The sequence below is a fragment of the Eubacterium ramulus ATCC 29099 genome (genome assembly GCF_000469345.1).
GTDB classification, from domain to species: Bacteria; Bacillota; Clostridia; order Lachnospirales; family Lachnospiraceae; genus Eubacterium_I; species Eubacterium_I ramulus.
Window position 1 is genome coordinate 87,527 of record NZ_KI271183.1, and the last position, 19,600, is coordinate 107,126.

At 42.5% G+C, this 19,600-nt stretch carries 18 protein-coding genes; all 18 read right to left on the minus strand.

The genetic code is table 11. The annotated features are described in order from the left end of the window. Positions 1 to 136: 136 nt before the first annotated feature. Entirely contained in the window at positions 137 to 832 is a 696-nt protein-coding gene (locus HMPREF0373_RS13975; protein ID WP_044964627.1) for a hypothetical protein, read from the minus strand. A 40-nt stretch (positions 833 to 872) separates the two neighbouring features. Further along, entirely contained in the window at positions 873 to 1,781 is a 909-nt protein-coding gene (locus HMPREF0373_RS13980) for an XdhC family protein (RefSeq protein ID WP_021740420.1), read from the minus strand. Between the two features lie 70 nt (positions 1,782 to 1,851). Then, positions 1,852 to 2,493: a nucleotidyltransferase family protein gene (locus HMPREF0373_RS13985; protein ID WP_021740421.1), complete on the minus strand. Its 642-nt coding sequence runs from the start codon at positions 2,491 to 2,493 to the stop codon at positions 1,852 to 1,854. A gap of 7 nt (positions 2,494 to 2,500) precedes the next feature. Continuing rightward, the gene (gene udp / locus HMPREF0373_RS13990; RefSeq protein ID WP_021740422.1) at positions 2,501 to 3,271 is read right to left on the minus strand and encodes a uridine phosphorylase; all 771 of its coding nucleotides are present in this window, start codon (positions 3,269 to 3,271) and stop codon (positions 2,501 to 2,503) included. A 334-nt stretch (positions 3,272 to 3,605) separates the two neighbouring features. Continuing rightward, on the minus strand, positions 3,606 to 3,749 hold the full coding sequence (locus HMPREF0373_RS16570) for a FeoB-associated Cys-rich membrane protein (RefSeq protein WP_021740424.1): 144 nt from the start codon (positions 3,747 to 3,749) through the stop codon (positions 3,606 to 3,608). Between the two features lie 73 nt (positions 3,750 to 3,822). After that, positions 3,823 to 5,982: a ferrous iron transport protein B gene (gene feoB, locus HMPREF0373_RS13995; RefSeq protein ID WP_021740425.1), complete on the minus strand. Its 2,160-nt coding sequence runs from the start codon at positions 5,980 to 5,982 to the stop codon at positions 3,823 to 3,825. Positions 5,983 to 6,063: 81 nt separating this feature from the next. Next, positions 6,064 to 6,285 carry a FeoA family protein gene (locus HMPREF0373_RS14000; RefSeq protein WP_021740426.1) on the minus strand — a complete coding sequence of 74 codons (222 nt, stop codon included), beginning with the start codon at positions 6,283 to 6,285 and terminating at the stop codon, positions 6,064 to 6,066. A 28-nt stretch (positions 6,286 to 6,313) separates the two neighbouring features. Beyond that, positions 6,314 to 6,526 (minus strand): FeoA family protein, encoded by a 213-nt coding sequence (locus tag HMPREF0373_RS14005; RefSeq protein ID WP_021740427.1) that lies wholly within the window; start codon positions 6,524 to 6,526, stop codon positions 6,314 to 6,316. A gap of 655 nt (positions 6,527 to 7,181) precedes the next feature. Next, the gene (locus HMPREF0373_RS14010) at positions 7,182 to 9,704 is read right to left on the minus strand and encodes an HD domain-containing phosphohydrolase (protein WP_021740429.1); all 2,523 of its coding nucleotides are present in this window, start codon (positions 9,702 to 9,704) and stop codon (positions 7,182 to 7,184) included. Between the two features lie 9 nt (positions 9,705 to 9,713). Then, complete coding sequence (locus HMPREF0373_RS14015; protein ID WP_021740430.1) at positions 9,714 to 11,333, minus strand: GH3 family domain-containing protein; 1,620 nt, start codon at positions 11,331 to 11,333, stop codon at positions 9,714 to 9,716. Continuing rightward, on the minus strand, positions 11,330 to 11,932 hold the full coding sequence (locus HMPREF0373_RS14020; protein WP_021740431.1) for a hypothetical protein: 603 nt from the start codon (positions 11,930 to 11,932) through the stop codon (positions 11,330 to 11,332). The genes HMPREF0373_RS14015 and HMPREF0373_RS14020 overlap by 4 nt, the downstream gene beginning before the upstream one ends. A gap of 274 nt (positions 11,933 to 12,206) precedes the next feature. Beyond that, positions 12,207 to 12,809 (minus strand): TIGR04100 family radical SAM protein, encoded by a 603-nt coding sequence (locus HMPREF0373_RS14025; protein WP_044964629.1) that lies wholly within the window; start codon positions 12,807 to 12,809, stop codon positions 12,207 to 12,209. A 120-nt stretch (positions 12,810 to 12,929) separates the two neighbouring features. Then, complete coding sequence (locus HMPREF0373_RS14030; RefSeq protein ID WP_044964667.1) at positions 12,930 to 13,766, minus strand: pyridoxamine kinase; 837 nt, start codon at positions 13,764 to 13,766, stop codon at positions 12,930 to 12,932. Between the two features lie 119 nt (positions 13,767 to 13,885). Next, complete coding sequence (locus HMPREF0373_RS14035) at positions 13,886 to 14,350, minus strand: COG2426 family protein (protein ID WP_022036136.1); 465 nt, start codon at positions 14,348 to 14,350, stop codon at positions 13,886 to 13,888. Positions 14,351 to 14,574: 224 nt separating this feature from the next. Continuing rightward, entirely contained in the window at positions 14,575 to 16,068 is a 1,494-nt protein-coding gene (locus HMPREF0373_RS14040) for a TrkH family potassium uptake protein (RefSeq protein ID WP_021740435.1), read from the minus strand. Positions 16,069 to 16,084: 16 nt separating this feature from the next. After that, a complete protein-coding gene (gene trkA, locus HMPREF0373_RS14045) occupies positions 16,085 to 17,479 on the minus strand; it encodes a Trk system potassium transporter TrkA (protein WP_021740436.1) in 1,395 nt (464 codons plus the stop codon). Between the two features lie 296 nt (positions 17,480 to 17,775). After that, positions 17,776 to 18,657 (minus strand): DMT family transporter, encoded by an 882-nt coding sequence (locus HMPREF0373_RS14050; protein ID WP_021740437.1) that lies wholly within the window; start codon positions 18,655 to 18,657, stop codon positions 17,776 to 17,778. A 24-nt stretch (positions 18,658 to 18,681) separates the two neighbouring features. Next, positions 18,682 to 19,230 (minus strand): prolyl-tRNA synthetase associated domain-containing protein, encoded by a 549-nt coding sequence (locus HMPREF0373_RS14055; protein WP_021740438.1) that lies wholly within the window; start codon positions 19,228 to 19,230, stop codon positions 18,682 to 18,684. Between the last annotated feature and the right edge of the window lie 370 nt (positions 19,231 to 19,600).

The window sequence follows — 19,600 nt, forward strand, 5'->3', positions numbered from 1 at the left end:
CGCACTTGAAGCGGGGGAATGCTTATTCTGCGATCAAAAAGTGACAGAAGTTTTTGACCTCTGTCACTTTTTTCATTGTTACATCCTGTTTTTAACTGCTTTACTTCTACAATTATCTGTTCCGGATTTCTCCTTATTAATTTGCAATCTTAAAATTCTGTTCATCTGCCAGCTGATGCTTCATTTCATTAAATGCTTCTGTATCTGAATTATAATTTCCATGTTCAGATATTACATTTACCCCCTGCTGAAGTGAAGACACATAATTCTGAATCGGCAAATCAACACGATATACTTCATACTCATATGCCCAATATGCTTCCTCTGAATCAAAACCATCCAAAGCCGCCTGATATACACCTGTTGTATCGTTCTCCAACATTGTGCGAAGTTCCGTCAACCATTCCTGAATTTCTTCATCGGTAACACTAAATCCATTCTGAATAGCTGCAACATATAAAGCATTTCGTTCCATGGCATCTTTTACTGCCAGCTGATGAGCATCGGCTTCACTTTCACCATCATGCAAATAGAAATCAGTATACTGCTGAACTTCTTCTTTTGAAATAACGATATTATTTCCTACAGCATATACATCATCTCTAGTCAAATATTCTTTTTTCTGGTTGTCAGAAAGGCCATCTACAGATAATGTTTCGATGTAATAGTCATTCACAGACTGATAACTATCTGCTAACATTTTACTATATTCAGATACTTTTCCGTAGTCATTCAAACCAGCCTCTGCTGTGTTTCCCCCAAACATTGAACCCGCAAATAACACTGCACCCAAACAGGAAACGCCTATTATTGATAATGTCTTCTTATTCATCATCAAGATCTCCTCTCTATACCAAACCTACTTTTAATCCTTAAATATCCACCACATAGACCAGCATCTGTCCCCCGCACACCATGCCCTGGTCCGCTGCTACTTCGTTACTCATATCGAGTGAAAAGACCTTTTCCTCTCCGGTGCCGATTATACGGAAAGCTTCCCGCAAAACTTCATTTTCGGTACAGCCTCCGCCAATCGTTCCTGCGGTCTGTAGATTACTGTTTACCGTCATCAGAGCACCTGATTTTACCGGCGTAGAACCGCTGGTGTCATATACCAGCAGCATGGCTTTTCCAACATTTGGATCCCCCAGCATTTCAATCACGCGGGGATCTGTATCCGTACAGGTCAGCAGCTGACTGTGGGAACGGCGCGATGTTCCTTTCCGGCGTTCCTCGATAAGTTCTGCCACAATGGAAATTGCAATCTCCGGAACAGTGAGTGCACCGATATTTAATCCAATTGGCATATGGATCTGAGCTACTGTTCTCCCGGAATTTCCCTCTTTCTGCAGCAGATCAACAATTCCTGCCACCCGGCGTTTGGATCCCATCATTCCCAAATAACGTGGAAAAATACCACTCAATACTTTTCTCAGACAGGTCAGATCAAACCGATGTCCTCTTGTTACAACAGTGACATAATCATTGCCACCAATCTGAATCTGATCGATCGCTTTTTCAAATTCCTCACAATAAATCTCTTCCGCATCCGGAAAATAAGTGCGGTTTGCAAAAGAAGGTCTGTCATCCACTACAATGACGTAAAAACCAGCCGCAGACGCAAATTTGCTGATTGCCTGCCCCACATGACCTCCACCGAGAATGATCAGTCGTTCCGGTCTGTAAAATCTCCGCTCATATACGATATTTTCTATTTTTAATTCAAGAGATCCCTCTCCGGTCTGTTTTATATCTTCTAACAGTTTTTTTATTTCCTGCATGTTTCTGCTCCCAATATACTTGTTATTATTCGCCACTTATAGAAGTGGGAATCTTCTCGGCTGAGATAAATCAATATCTCATGTAGTTTTCTGCTTCCTGTAATTGTTCTTTTGTATCCGTATCCATAATGCAGCCACGATCATCCACCGGAAGTTCCATCATGGCGTCGCCTAGCTGCTTCCAAAACCCCCGCAGTCCGCCACCGCCGGCACTCTCTTCATAAGCGAGAATGTCTGCCAGCAAATCCATCCGGATCAATGCCGGGTGTCCACGGCGTCCGTTCACCGTTGGAAGGACTGCTTTTTTCCCATTCACAAGCATCGCTTCCAATAGTTTTTGATAAGTTTCCGACATGATACAGGGCAAATCTACCAGCTGGATAAAAACCAATTCATAATCCGTCAGTTCCGCCAAACCTGTTTTGATAGAGGTCAGAATACTTCCATTTCCGTAATTTGGGTTCCAGATCGTATGAATGTGGTCTGACGAATAATTGTCCTGTAAATAAGCTTCAACCCGTTCATGTTCGAACCCTGTTACGATCTGTATATTATCTATCCCGGCTTCCTGCATCGTTTTTATTGTCTGGTCAATCAATTTTTTATCCAGAAACTTTGTCAGGGGTTTGGACTGTCCCATGCGGGTGGACAATCCTGCTGCCAGGATCAGTCCGCCCACACTACTTTCATCGTTATTTATTCTGCTATACATCTGTCTTTTATGCCTTTGTATCTTTTATCATGCATCGAATCACATCCACTGCCGTTTTGATCGCTGCCTGAGTGTCATGTGCCACCGGATTTTCCAGCTGCAGTTTTTCCCTCTCCTGATTAGCTACCACAAGAAAAACAGAACCGATTCTTACATGCAGATAACTCGCCACCACGAACAATGCTGCCGATTCCATCTCGGAAGCCAGGCATCCCAGCCGTTTCCATGCCTCCCATTTCTGTGTCAGTTCATAACTTACCGGCATTTTTTCCGGCTCATGCTGACCGTAAAAGGAATCCTTGCACTGAACGACACCGATATGGCAGGGATATCCGTTTGCTTTCGCTGCCATTTCCAGTTTCTGCACGATATGATAATCGGCTACCGCCGGAAATTCAATCGGTGCATACTCCCGGCTCGTTCCTTCCATGCGGATCGCTCCCGTGGCGATCACCAGATCCCCGCTTTTGACATCTGTCTGGATGCCACCGCATGTTCCGACACGGATAAATACTTCCGCACCGCAGCGCACCAGTTCTTCCATTGCAATGGCTGCAGAAGGTCCTCCAATGCCCGTAGACGTCACGCTGACCTTCTCCCCGTCCAAATATCCGGTATAGGTCGTAAACTCCCTGTGATCGGCCACCAGACGCGCGTCATCAAAAAGTGCCGCGATCTTTGCGCACCGCTTCGGATCTCCCGGCAAAATGACATATTTTCCAACGTCTCCCTGTTTTAAACCGATATGATACTGAATTCCGTTTTCTGTATACTTCATTATGCTTCCTCCCACAAATTACCAATGCCATCATCTGATATAATCTTATTGCTCACCACCTAAAATGGTGGGAGTGATCTCACATCTGATGTAATGCTCTCCTCTGTGTGTTCACATTATAGCAGAATTTCCTTTGTTTGAAAACACGATTTCCCTTTCCACCGATGCAGGTAAAAAGCTCACTTTTTTCACATCCTCTGCCAACACTATACTCCCCGAGAAGTATAATACAAATCAAAGAATCGCCTCGATGTGGTATGGGTCCAGGATTCTGGGGACCTATCACTTCGAGGCGATTTTTAAACAAGTATTTTTTTAATCACAGTAAGGAAATTTATTTCTGTGAGTGGCATCCGCCACCGCAGGATGAGCAATTGCAACCGCAACCGCCCTTATGGTGTTTTTTATCATAAATGCCTTTACCGATAATCAGACCAACCAGTCCAAATACAATGATTGCTACAATTACAGTTGCCATTAGAACTCCTCCCTTAAATTTTTAATAAATATGATATTAACTATTTTAGTACTATATTAGCACATATTTCAACTTATGCGATAGATTTTTTTGCCATACCGGTTGCTTCATCAATATACGGATTTTTGCGAACAAGCATATAGATGATAAATACTAACTCGATAATAGCAACGATCAGTCCTACCGGATGAACGTTTCCTGTGAACAGGGAACCAAACTGGTAGATCATCATAGATACGATATATGCAAGACCACACATATATCCGATTGCTGCCCAGAACCATTTCTGATTGTTCATTTCTCGTTTGATCGCACCCATAGCTGCGAAGCACGGAGCACACAGAAGGTTAAATACCATGAAGCTATAAGCGGTTAACTGTGTATAATGAAGTGCTACCTGGCCCCATACTTCATCGCCGTTTTCTGCTACTTCGGAGAAACCACCGAAGAGGACACCAAATGTAGATACAACGTTCTCCTTTGCGATCAGACCAGTGATTGTTGCAACTGTTGACTGCCAGTCACCGAAACCAAGCGGTGCGAAGATCCAGCAGATTGCTCCACCGATCGTTGCCAGTAAACTGGAGTTATTGTCTTCCACCATGCCAAATGCACCATCGACGAAACCAAATCCCTGTAAGAACCAGAGAACTACGGAAGAAGCTACGATAACAGTACCTGCACGTTTGATGAAGGACCATCCACGCTCCCATGTAGCACGTAAAACGGAACCTGCAGTTGGAATATGGTAAGCCGGAAGCTCCATAACGAATGGTGCTACTTCGCCGGCAAATGGTTTTGTCTTTTTCAGCATGATACCGGAGATAACGATTGCTGCTACACCGATGAAGTAAGCGGATACTGCAACCAGTCCGGAACCACCGAATAATGCACCTGCGAAGAGACCGATGATCGGCATTTTTGCTCCACAAGGAATAAAGCAGGTGGTCATAATTGTCATATGACGATCTCTCTCATTCTCAATGGTACGGCTTGCCATAACACCTGGAACACCACAACCGGAACCGATCAGCATCGGGATAAAGCTTTTTCCGGAAAGACCAAATCTGCGGAAGATACGGTCAAGGATAAATGCAACACGAGCCATGTATCCGATCTGCTCCAGAATGGAAAGCATGAAGAACAGTACTAACATCTGCGGTACGAAACCGAGTACGGCACCGACACCACCGACAATACCATCATTAATCAGACCAACTAACCAGTCAGCACATCCAATGCTCTCAAGCGCCGGTCCTAAGTTTCCACAGATCCACTCACCAAAGAGTGTATCATTTGTAAAGTCAGTAACAATTCCACCGATGGTTGTTACAGAAATCCAGTAAATCAGGAACATGATACCTGCAAAGATTGGTAACGCGAGAATACGGTTTGTTACGATACGGTCAATCTTATCAGAAATTGTCAGGTTGTGTACTTCTGCTTTTTTGCTTACAGACTGATCACACACTTTGCTGATGTAAGCATATCTCTGGTTTGTGATAATACTCTCTGCATCATCATCCATCTCATTTTCACAGTCAACAATGTGCTGCTCGATATGTGCTTTTACATCTGCCGGAATATTTAAGTCTTTGACTGCTTCCTCATCACGCTCAAAGAGTTTCATTGCAAACCAGCGAAGATATCTGTGGTCTACCGTCATCTCGACAGACTCCTCAATATGTGCGATGGCATGCTCAACACTTCCTGTAAAGACGTGAAGCGGAGTTGCATCCTGTTTTTTCTCTGCTGCTTCTACAGCTTTCTGTGCTGCCTCAAATCCGCCCTCACCTTTCAATGCACTGATTTCAATGATCTCACATCCAAGTGTCTCAGACAGTTTCTTAACGTTGATCTTATCACCGTTTTTACGAACGATATCCATCATGTTGATTGCGATCACAACCGGGATACCAAGCTCAAGGAGCTGTGTTGTCAGATACAGGTTACGCTCAATGTTTGTACCGTCTACAATGTTTAAAATTGCATCCGGACGTTCATTTACCAGATAACCTCTGGCAACTACTTCCTCCAGTGTATATGGGGAAAGGGAGTAAATACCAGGTAAATCCTGAATGATCACATCTTTATGTCCCTTTAATTTTCCTTCTTTTTTCTCAACAGTTACACCCGGCCAGTTACCTACGTACTGAGAACTACCGGTCAATTGGTTAAACAATGTTGTTTTTCCACAGTTGGGGTTGCCCGCAAGTGCGATTTTGATACTCATTTATATCTCCTCTCTACTTTTATTTTCTATAGTTTTTCATAACCATTATTAGAGTCTTCTAATCCATGTACAAAAAAATTTTTACTCTACTTCAATCATCTCTGCATCAGCTTTACGAACACTCAGTTCGTAACCGCGGACGTTCAATTCGATTGGATCACCAAGTGGTGCAACCTTACGAACTTTGATCTGTACTCCTTTTGTGATTCCCATGTCCATGATACGACGTTTGATCGGGCCTTCACCATGCAGACGTTTTACAACTACTACATCATCAACTTTTGCGTCTTTTAATGTTTTCATAAAACTCTTCCTTTCTTGTCTTCTATGCTTAAACCATAATTCTGGTTGCCATACTTCGATCCAGCGCAATCCGGCTGTCCTTTACCTGAAGGATGATGTTTCCTCCCAGTTCACTGACAACTGTTACAGATTCATCCACTACCAGTCCCAGTTCAGCAAGATGCTGACGTATAGAATCTTTTCCGGTAATTTTCCTGATCACTACTGTTTCTCCACTTTTCGCCATCGCTAAAGGCATCATCACATATCCCTCCTGTGTCAGTAGATTTTATCTCAGTCGAGAAGACTCCCACTTCTGCAAGTGGTGAGTAATAACAAGTCTTTCTCAGTGGGAGTACAATCTCCGACTGAGATAAACGCTCCGCGAGGGCGCACATTGTCTGGGAGACAATGGTTTTGCGCCGACCGAAACGAAGTGTAGAGTGCAGTGATTCTGAGAAGAATATGTCAGCTTTTGCTGACCAGAATACGCACCAAGTCTCACATGCGTTCGACTTGAATCTCTTTGGTATTAGTAAAACATAACAACATACATAGCTATGTATCTTTAGAAGCATTCACCATATAATAATCAAAACCACTTTTATTAACATCGATTAATTACAGGTGTACATGGCTATATATCATTAGTATATAGCAATCTTTACTACTCATGGCTACATTTTATTAGTAGATAGCAATTTATGCTACTTGTAGCTACATTTTGTTAGATTTTCCTAACATCAGCATACGAAGTTTACCACCGCTAACGTTCATTGTCAACCCCTTTTTGGAAAAAGTTATCAAAAAGATTAAAAAAAAGATTTGAAAAGAAAAAAATATTGCGATCATGGAATGGATTTTGCTGTATTCCTTCCAGATCACAATATTTTTATCCGAAATTCTATCTTTGATTTTTACTGTAATTCTTCTGATTCTACCAAAGTAATCGTACCATTGTCCAGACACTCCACAAACTTGTAAACCAGATCCGGATCAAACTGCTTTCCGGCGTCTAAAAGGAGCTTTTCTCTCGCCACCTCCAGCGGAAATGCCTTCTTGTAGCATCGTCTGGATGTCATAGCGTCAAAAGAATCTGCCACGCATAAAATACGCGCCGTCAGTGGAATATCTTCGCCTGCGATTCGCCTTGGATATCCTTTTCCATCATACCTCTCATGATGACCGATGACCGCAGGGATAACATAATCCAGCGACGGAAGATGGCGGATAATGTCAATGGATGCTTCCACATGCCCTTTGATGACCTCATATTCCTCATCTGTCAGACGTCCCGGTTTATTCAATATATATTCCGGAATTCCGATTTTTCCAACGTCATGAAGCAAAGCTGCCTGGCGGATGATCTCGATCATATCCTCATTCATGCCAAGTGCTGCTGCCAGAGCGGTCGCATAATAGAGCACGTTATTAGAATGACTGAACGTATAATGATCTTTCGCATCGATGGCTGCAGTCAATGCATAAATCGTCGTTTCATATTCCCGGTAAATATGTGCACGGTCTTTGGTATACCCCTGCTGGTTCGTATTGCGGAACATCGTATCAAACACCTGGATTCCGTTCTTTCCGCTATGCTTCACATGGTAAACAGCAAGATCCACATTCTCCATCAATTCCTTGACAGTTCTGGCTGCATATGGTGCTGCACTGATTCCGGCACTGACTGTCACCGCCTTCAGCTTCATATCCGTCCGTCGGTTATTCATCACAAAAATCTGCTTTGCGATCGACTCTACCAGATTTCTGGCTGAAAACAGATCATATTTTGGAAGCAAGACTGCAAATTCTTTTCCTCCGTGGCGGGCTATATATCCACTGTCACCCACACTGCTGCGAATGATCGCGGCAATATGCTGCAGGCAAACATCTCCTTCCTTGATTCCGTACAACTGATTATATAACTTAAAGTCATCCACATTAATGATGGCAAGTGCCAGGGAAGAATCTTTATTTTTTTCAAACTCTTCATTCAAAACTTCATAAAAATACTTCCGGTTCAACAGTCCGGTCATTTCATCCGTCCGTGCCTCAATGCAGGCTTTTTCATACATTCTCGCATTTTTAATAGCAATGGACGCTACGGATGTAACAGAAGCGATCAACTGCGCCTCATCATACACAAGCCCCTTTTTTGAAGAAGGTGATGTGATCAGAAGCACTCCCGCCAGACAATCCCCGTCTTTTAATCCCGCACAATAGCGAATACGCTTTTTATCCAACTGATGCTTTTCGCTTTCCCACATGGATTTGTATTCCACTGTATAACGAAATTCCCGGTAGATCAGTGGCTCCTCATGAACTGACAGCCACTGAATCATCGGATTTTCCTCCTCCAGAGAAAAAGCCAGGTCGTTTAATGGCTGATCACTGGCAAATCCGCGATAAGGCTGACCCGGTGCATCCTGCATACAGATATAGATATTTCCCACATCCATCAATTCTTTCAACACATGAATGGTTTCATTCAGAATTTTCTGCAGATCCAATGTCTTAGAAATTGCTGAACTAAATTCTTTGATTTTTTCCGCTTGATGAATTTCTTCCTTTACAAACACATTTCTCACCAATAATTTCCATAAGAATGTAAACAGTGCATAAATAACAAGAAATGCCACTGCAAATACAAGTGCATATATTGTCATATTTGTATCCATCTGCAAATGAAGCATTTTCTGCAGATATGGAACAACATTAAAAAATACAATCACAGAAAACAGGAATCCGACGCCATAGCATAAGCTGGAAGAGGCCAGCATCTGCAACTGAAATAATCGTCTGCGGGTCAGCGCATAAAACAATAGAAATACATTAACGACACCACTCAGAACATCGATCGGAAATCCGGAAAGCAACGGCAGACTGATCAGAACGTTTCCGGCAAAAAGTACCACAACGCCAATCATTACCGGATCATATTGTGCTTTCATATTCGGATTTGCTTTGCAGATATGCACCAGGATTACAAACAAGTGTAACAGAAAGGCTCCAACAAGAAAGAATAATACCAGAATCGTCGGTTTAATATCGTATACAAAGGTTGGTGTTCCATTTTTTTCCACCAATTCCGGGCACGCCAGAAAAAAACCATTCCATATATTTGCCACGAGACAGGTCAGGATGACTGCCAGATAGAGTTTACCTACCATACCTTCCCTGACACCGCCAAAAGCCAGAATAAAACGGTAATATGCGTACGGAAGCAGTAAGATTCCAAATAACGAAACCTGATACCAGAATTCGTACTGCGGCCAAAGCTGCGCACGCATAAAGGCAGAACCACCGGTCCATAAGAGCAGTCCGGTCAACACTACCAGAAAACTGTTTACAATTTTATTTCTCTTTGCTGCCAGAAACATCAGCAACATAAATGCATAGCACACCATGGCTATAATTGAAATATATCCGTAGGTTCCCATATATCCCTCTTATCTCACTCTGTTCATACTCGCCTGCACCTCAAGAAGCCCCATAAGATCATAGTGCGAAGGGCTCATATGGTACAGTTTTTTTCCTGTCCGTTTCTCATAAGTTTCAAATGTTCCGCAAGTAAGAATCGTCACCTGCAGAGGATCCATTCCCAGAATCTTTTTCAGATCACGGTAATCCTGATCAATATATTTAAAATAGGTACTGAGCAGATCTTTCAGAATTGTTGCACTCATAGCATTGTTCAGCAGTGCATCACGCTCCAGTTCCACGTACATGTGCAGATATGGCCGGTTCTGCTCATTATATTCCTTCGTTGCCACCCAGTTTGTGATTGGAAGTTTGGAAAGACCAATGACATTTTGGATTCCATTTTCCGAAATTCGAGTAAATCCGGCGATGTCAATGATCCAGGGCACACGATCCACATACTCAAACCGTGGGATCCGTGTCTCATCTTCCCGGTTTTCCAGTCCAACGCAACGGTACATATCACCACAGCGATATCGTGCAAACGCTCCGCCTTTCAAAATGGTAAATACCAGTTCATATTTTTCCCCCGGCCGCACTTCATCCATAAGATATGTCGGCGGAATATAGGACGGATCCGCATGATTTTTCAGCATATCTTCCTCTGTAATAAACTCATAAAATGCGTTATCCGGAAAGAAATACATGCCTTTACGCGTCCATGTCTCTGTGCCCATCATGGAAGGCTCCGTACCGGCAAACAACTCCATCGGCCGGATTCCCCAGAGTTCTTCCAGATCATCCTTATAACACAGATTGTCTGTGCCGGCTACCATAAACCCTTTCAGATGGAACAGATCCTTTGGCAGCAGCTGCCGCTGTTCTTTCTTGCACCGGTATTTTGCTTTCAAAAGCCGTATGATCATCTGCGGTTTACATTTTAGCAAGCTGGACAACTTTATTCCACCACCGGAACTGGTCAGAGATGAGAGACTCAGACTGACTGCATAAGCAACGCTTCCCAGACCGAAGAAAAATCCCAGATCCTTTTGCATCGCCATCTTAAATCCGAGTTTGTTCCGCTCACTGAAACTCATATTCACGGCGTCTTTGATCGCCGGTAAAAACTCAATATCGATTTCTTCTCCCAATGCCAGCGGAAACAATCCCGTAGCATAGGGCAACGGTGCCAGCGCATATAAAAATTTATCCGTAGAAGCCACATCAAAAGAACCTTTTTCACGGCTTGTAGACAAAATCAGGCAGGCCATAACATTATTTCGATAGGTATCCAGCATGCTTCTGGTATACGGTGCTACCTTGATCGGGTGCTTGCCACCCTCCCAGGTCGTCTGGATCCAGATTACAGGATTTCCCGGGAGCATATCCGGCTGCTTGGTCAACAGAATATCCGCATAATCTTCATACTCTGTCAACGGTACCATTTTCCGGAATTCCTCCAGATTTTTCGGATGCTTTCCCTTCAGAATGGACTGCCCCAGTCCGCAGTTGCTCCAGAGCTGAATCTGCTCTTCCATCAACCGCCGCTGAATCTTCATGTATCCTTCCATGGACAGATCCAGGAATCCGCAATACTGCTGCCAGATTTCATTATATTGATGTTTTTTCAATTTTTCTTTTAGACTCATAGGTTGTCCGCTCCAGATTGATTGCTACGTTTTCTTATACTTTTCATACACACCCGGATGCTTTTTCCATTCGGAATTAAAAACGGCGTACTTTGTTGATATTCCCTGTAATTAAAAAATGTCCGTGGAAATGTCCACAGATCCTGAAAAATGATATACAGATAATTCCAGAAAATCATAAGTCCAAAATAGATTCCCGGTCTCCATCCGCCCAGCATTCCCCACATGCATAAAAAGGCACCTGCAAACCACAATACACCCGGATGACGGCACAGACCGTACACTCCTTCTGTGTATGCAGCACGCAATTTATTTTCTTCACAATAGGTTTCTTCAAAGGGAAGGGCAAAAAACAAGGTATATATAAGCAGACCAAGAAAAAACAATGCTCCGATTCCAAATCCGATCACTGCTTCCACGCTCCGATGACCTTGTCCCCACGCAGAACAGAACTCTGCTACGACAGACGCCACGACAAGAATACTCCCCCATGCAAAAAATTTCTGCAAACATACATTCTTACTTAAAACACTGTTGATATCATATACAAAATACAGGACAAATCCTGCAGTTCCCAAAATCAGCTGCCACATCTTCATTCTCCTGCTTCCTGCTATAAAAATCCACAAAAAAAATATCTATGTATACATCATTCAAGAATGCCCTCGGCATTCTTGTTGCGAAATGCACATCATGCCATGCATGACATATTCTTCTGTGCATCTCTGCAAGTCTACACTGCCTTGAACAGGCAACCTAAATTATAATAAAGTTCTAGCTAAAATGCAAGGAAAAAAATACCGCCGGTCGGCCGACCGGCGGTATCATTATTCTTTTATTATCTTTTTTCGATAATATGCGTTTTTTAATGTTTTAGTCTTCCCATGGACGGATGCGGTAAACAGCTCCGACTTCCTCACAAATTTTACTGCACTGTGTTTCTTCTTCTTTTGTGATCGTGGTAGCTACCGTAGTCATGACAACTTTAGGAACATGCTGCGTACACTTTTTGGCAAAACTGATCATTGCATCAAAAGACTGATCTCCGAATTTGCTGCGCACCAGTTCATGATAACGCTCTGCATTCGGTGTATTCAGGCTGATGGATACTATATCGATCAAACCTTCAAATTCCGGTGTAATATCGCGGTTCCAGATCAGGTTTCCCATACCATTCGTATTGATACGCACTGGTTTTGAGAATGTCTCTTTTACATAGGCTGCCACTTTCAACAGTACAGGCAATGCCTCTGTCGGCTCACCGAATCCGCAAAATACGACTTCCTCAAATTCATTCATATCAAACTTTGCAAATTCTGCGATTACTTCCTCTGCAGAAGGCTCACGCTCCAGCCACAGACTGTGAGCTTCCCCCACATGATCCATCGTCTGACGCAGGCAGAATGTACAGGCACATGGACATTTGTTTGTCAGGTTTACATATAACCCATGATGAACTTTGTATAAAATTTCCATTTTTCATTCCTTCTTTCTATTTATAATCCACTCTTTTTAATATTAATATAAGTTCTCCTTCACGCACTTTCGATGACTCTGCTTACCAGATATCTTTTTTAAGTAAATCATAAAGCAACATTATCTCGCCAGACTTCCGAGATGCTCCTCGAAGCAGACACCGTCCGTCAGCGGAATCTCCCGCTCGATGGAACTTAAAATGCACTTTTTGATAAATCCGGATGCTTTCTTTACAGACTCTTCAAAAGACACTCCGTTCACCGCATCTGCTGCCAGTATTGCTGAAAAAATATCCCCGGTTCCGGATCGGGAGGTACCGATTCTATGAGTGCGCAGTACTTTGCATTCCTTTCCTTTCTCGTAACAGAGATTTGCCACAAAACAGCCCTGTGGAATACCGGTGATCACTACTTTTCCCGGACCCATCCGGCTTAAAACTTCTGCCATCTGTTCAATCTCTGCCACCCGCCATTTTTCCTTATAAGGTGTGTCTGTCAGAATGCATGCCTCCGTCAGATTCGGTGTCAGAATGTCTGCATAATGCACCAGTTTTTTCATTTCCAGACACATTTCCATAGTATAAGTCGGATACGGCTTTCCGTAATCTCCCATAACCGGATCGATCAATACGATCGTCCCCTCTCCGCCAAACTCCTGAAGGAAATCTCCTACAATCCCAATCTGTGCCTCTGATCCCAGAAATCCGGTACAGATTCCATTAAAATGCAGATCCAGTTTCCGCCATTCTGCAATATACGGACGCATTTTATCGGTATAGTCTTCAAAAAAATAGCTGTCAAACCCTGTATGATTGGAAAAAATCGACGTCGGTACCGGACAGCACTGTATCTTCATTGCTGATATGATTGGCAGTGAAACTGCAATCGAGCATCGTCCAAAGCCAGAAAAATCATTTATCACAGCAATCTTCTTCTGATTGTTATGTGAAACTATCATAAAACTTTCCATTCCCCATCTTTCTCTTACGTTTCTTATACATAACAAAAAAACTGACCTTTTTCAAGAGCCAGTTTTTTTCGTTATATCCATGCCAGTTTCTATACCACTCTGCACATTTACAATCGTGAAATCAAATGAATAACGCCTGAACTTGCCAGCATCACGATCATCCCCGCCACAGCATTTCCGCACATTACACAAAAAATGGTAATGCCCGGTCTCATGTTCAGCACCCCGGCAATGATGCTTCCGGTCCATGTTCCGGTTCCCGGAATCGGCACTGCCACATAGGCAAAAATTGCCAGTGGACCGTACTTGTGAATTTTATCTTTATTCTTCGTCACTATTTTATCGATCCATCCGATAAACCGTTTTAAAAATCCATGCTTTTTACATTCCACATAAAACCAATGTGTAAAAAAAGCCAGGAAACAAACCACAAAAAAACTCCCGCATAATGCCATCAGATACGCCTGCCACGGTGCAAGCTGCAGTGCCATACCAAAAGGAATGGCACCTTTTACCTCGACGGCCGGAATCATTGCTACGAAAAATGTATAAATCAACTTTGGGAAAATCACCTATTCTACCTCCAGACAAACTTTGTCGTACATTCAACTGCAGTTCACACGCGCCATTCACAAAACGCCCCTCAGGCTTCTGTGTAACTTTTCTACTGTTTTTGCTCATTTACACGCTTCAGCTGCTATAAGTTAAGTTGTACCAAGATTTTCGTCCTCTGTAAATAGGATTCAGAAATTCTTAAAATTTATTCAAAAATCAACAAGAATATCGTTCTGTTTGGTTATGATACGGATATATTCGTTCTGCTATTCTTTTTCCGTTTGATCCGGCGCTTCAAAAGTCCACGCCAACTCGGTGGATACAAAAGGATCAGTACCGGGAATATTTCCAAACGTCCTGCCAGCATATCAAAAATGTACACACATTTACTGAAAGTTGACGCAACACCGAAATTGCAGGCCGGTCCGTATTTTGCAAGACCCGGTCCGATATTGTTAAAAGTGCCAAGCACGGAAGAAAATCCACTGACCAGATCGGTTCCATCTATGCACACCAGAAACGTAGACAATATAACAAGAAGCATATATGCCGTAAAATATACGTTGATACCACGGATTGCCTCTTCATCTACCGTCTTTCCATCCATCTTGATCTTTTTTATACTCTTCGGAAACAGATAGGAATTTAATTCCCGCAGAGCTGATTTCACGGATAACAGGAATCGGCTGACTTTCATGCCGCCGCCAGTACTTCCGGCACAGGCACCGATCATCATCAGAAACAGCATGACATATCTTGACAAAGAAGGCCACTGGTCAAAATCCACGGTCATGAAACCGGTAGTTGTAATGATCGAGCCAACCTGGAACGATGTGTTTCTGAGATTTTCCATCACATTACCGACCCAGCCATATGTATTTGTCATAATGATCAGGATTGCTGCCACAATGACGCCGAAATATGCCCAGACTTCTTCCATGTGAAAAAGCTGTTTCCATTTTCGCAGTAACAAAAAATAAAAGGCATTAAAATTAACACCAAACAAAATCATAAAGATTGTTACGATCCACTGAATGTAGGGGGAACAACTTGCTAGACTGTCATTTCGAATGCCAAAACCTCCGGTTCCTGCCGTAGAAAATGCAGTCGTCAACGATTCAAATACCGACATTTTCCCACACACCAGTAACACAAAAAGAATCACTGTCATTCCAAGGTAGATCGCATATAAAATTCTTGCTGTATGCATCATTCTTGGCACCAGTTTTCCGACCGCCGGTCCCGGACTTTCTGCACGCAGCAGATTCATGTTGGAACCACCTGTCATCTGAATAACCGCAAGTAAAAATACAAGTACTCCCATACCTCCGATCCAATGTGTAAAACTACGCCAGAACAACATACAATAAGACAGACTTTCCACATCACTCAAAATCGTGGATCCCGTTGTCGTAAATCCGGACACAGTTTCAAACAATGCATCTGTAAAAGACGGAATTTCCCCACTCAGGAAAAATGGCAGACAGCCGATCACACTCATGATAAACCAGCTCATTGCCGTGGCGATACAACCCTCTCTCATGTAAAACACATTACTTTCCGGTTTTTTATGCGTAACAACTGCTCCAAATACCAGTGCACAGACTGCCACGATGGCAAACCACACGCCATTGTGTTCCCGATAGATCAATGCCACCAGAACCGGAATCAGCATAAAAAGCCCTTCCAACTTCATAATCCAGCCCAATATATAGGCTATCATCGACTTATTCATCTAATGTGACCTCCACCTACCGTAAAATATCTTCTATATCATGAAATCCGGTATTTGTTGTAACAATAATTACCGTGTCTCCCCCCTGGATTTTATCATTTCCACCCGGGATAATGATTTTTCCATCACGATTGATACATGCTACCAGGAGATTTTTTTTCAGTTTCAGCTGTGCCAGCGGCAGATTAACAATCGGAGACTGATCCCCCACAACAAACTCAATCGCTTCCACACGTTCATCAAACAGATGGATCATGGTTTCGATATTGTTATTCATTGTCGCCGTCTTGGAACGTACAAAAGCAATGATTGCCTCAGATGTAATATATTTTGGGTATACCACACTGCCCAAATCCAACTGATCGATCACTCCGGTATACGTGATACGATTGATCTTGGTAACAACCTTGGCATTGGATACTTCCTTTGCATACAAAGTCAGCATGATATTTTCCTCGTCGATTCCGGTCAGCGGAACAAGAGACTCTGTCGTTGTAATACCAATCTCATTAAGCAGCTCCTCGCTGGTACCGTCTCCGTTTACGATAATTGCCTGCGGAAGCAACACACTCAGCTCCTCACAGCGTTCTTTCTTATTTTCAACAATCTGTACAGAAATTCCGAGTTCGATCAGACGTTTTGCCAGATAATAAGCCGCACGCCCCCCACCTACGATGATACAGCTTTTTGCCTGATGTGTCTGAAATCCGTTTTTCTTCAAAAATTTTCGTCCGTCGCGCACCGGCGCAATAAAACTGATGACATCTCCGGCTGCCAGTTCAAAATCACCACCCGGAATGTATACTTTTCCGCTTCGCTCAACAGCACAGATCAGAACTGCTCCGGAAAGTTCCTTCACCAGATCTGCGATTTTCTTTCCTGTCAGTACGTTTCCCTGCGGCAGTTTGATACGAACCATTTCCGCATGACCTCTGGCAAAAGGGGCTACCTCCAATGCCGTCGGCATATATAAAATACGGGAAATTGCATTTGCAGCTTCCTGCTCCGGATTGATCATCATGGCCAGTCCGAGTTTTTCCTTCAGATATGCTTTTTCCTCACTATAATCCGGCGTACGCACTCTGGCAATGACCTCACAGTGTCCGGAACGTTTTGCAACCAGACAGCAAAGCAGATTCAACTCATCTGAATCTGTCACCGAAATCAGGATATCTGTGTTTTCAATTCCTGCTTCCTTTAATACAGTAAAGCTTGCTCCGTTGCCAACTACCCCATATACATCATGCATATGGGTCACACTCTGCAGACGGGCAGCATTTTTGTCGACGACAGAAATATCATGCCCCTCTTTACTGAGACGATCTACCAAAGTCATACCAACTTTTCCACACCCAACAATCATAATGTTTAATCCCCCACTGTGAGGATTCTTTTTTCCCTTTTGAAACATAATACCCCCTCTTCATCTTATGTGAATTACGAATTATTTTTTCCCATGCTCAAACATTTATACTATATCTATAGCGAAAAAGCAAGGGAAACGCCACATTTACAAAAAAAAGAACAGCCGGTCGATCAGCTGTTCTTCAAGAGAAGGTATTTTTTACTATGGGGGTAGCAAAAAACTTATAATGTATTGGGGGTTTTTACAGTTATTATAATAGCAAAACCTTCCGTGTAAGTGTGCACAAACTTGTTTTTCTATTTCAATATTTTTTGTTCAATCCGCACATTACTTTTTTGTAACTAACTCTTTGCCAGTATAAAAACTGTCGCAATGATGAATCCAAAACCAATAATATCCATTGGAAGGAACACAGTATCCAGAAAAACAGCTGAGCATACCGTTGCCATCAGCGGCTCCACACAACCAAGCATATTTCCGCGAGCCGGACCAACCAGACTGGTTCCCTTCAGAAACATAGTAAACGCCAACACCGTACCAACCAGTACAATCAGCAGCGTAATTATCACCGTTGTAAGATCGAGCTTCACAGATATTTTCCAAACCCGCATGATAAAGAAAAATGCGATTCCTCCGGTCAACATACCGATTCCGGTTGGGATGATGCTTCCCCAGTCTGCCAGAAGCTGCTGTGGTATTAAAATGTAGAGTGTTGCTGCCACTGCAGCCAAAAATCCCCAGAATAATCCTTGCTTAGATATATATAATGAAGTAAAACTTCCATGCGTCGCTACTAAAAATGTACCTACGAGACAAGAAACGATTGCAATATTTTCCCGCAAAACAGGTAATTTTCTCTTTCGCAGACAGACGATCAGCAAAACAAAGATTGCCGATAGATACTGTAGCACTGTTGCTGTTCCCGCATTTGTTTTCGCTATGGCTGTCAGATATGCGTACTGCGTAAACATCAAACCGCCTATTCCAAATACGATACAATGCAATACCGCATTCGGCGTTTTCAAAAGCAGTTTCACATTCGGGCGATATCGCCAAAACATGAACAGACACAAAACCAGACCCGCCCCAAGCAGTCTGATATCTGTTAAAAGTCTGGTATCCATTCCTTTGAACGTACACAGATATTCTCCACACGTTCCGGAAATTCCCCAACATGCACCGCCAATAATTGTATAAATCACACCTTTTTTATACTGGTTCATAATATTGCTTTCTCCTAAAGTAATTTATTCATTCCTATCTCCAAGATGTACTGCGATATAGTCATGATGCACTGCATTCAGGTATGTAGTAAAAACATCTCTTGTCCGCAATTTCAGACTGGATGTATTGATACATGGATGGCATCCAAGGTATTCTCCTTCCAGTACATCCGCATCCACCAGAAGTTGCACCTGATTTTCTGTATCATTCATCAGCCCCATTACACTGACAGAACCAGGGGTAATATCCAGAAATTTCTCCATATATTCCTCCGGAGCAAAAGACAAGCGTGCACTCTGGATCTGTGCAGACAATTCTTTTGTCTTAAACGCCTTATTTCCCGGCATCATGAGAAGATAAAATTTTGTTTTCTGACGATTACATAAAAACAAATTTTTACAGATGACAGCATCAAGAATTCGATCTACTTCCTCACAATCCTCCATAGTCTGTGCTACTTCATGATCTATCCGCCAATATTCAATGTCAAGTTCATCCAGAAGATCATATACACGGACCTCTTTTTTCAGACGTTCTTTCACATTCAATGGTCTTCCTTTTACTATTTCCATTCAAAACTCCTTCTTTCCTGTCTTTTATGCATGTGTTTATTTTTTCTTTATACTTTTAATATGATTCTTTTAGAATTGATTCTGTTTCTTTTAGAATTTTGACATATTTTGCTCACATTTATTGAGTATCATAATACTTGTCAAAAGGAAATCTACTTTATTTTTGATAAACATTTTCATAACTCAATCTCCCTATGTGGAAAACAGCAGTCGCATGGCTGCTGTTTTTCTGTGTCTGCAATGTAGTTATTATCTACTTCTTTACCATGCTAAAATAATTTCATACATATCAAAAAGGATGTTCCTGACCAGGAACACCCATTTTGATTATATTTATTTATATACCTTCAAAACTTCATACAGAACCAGT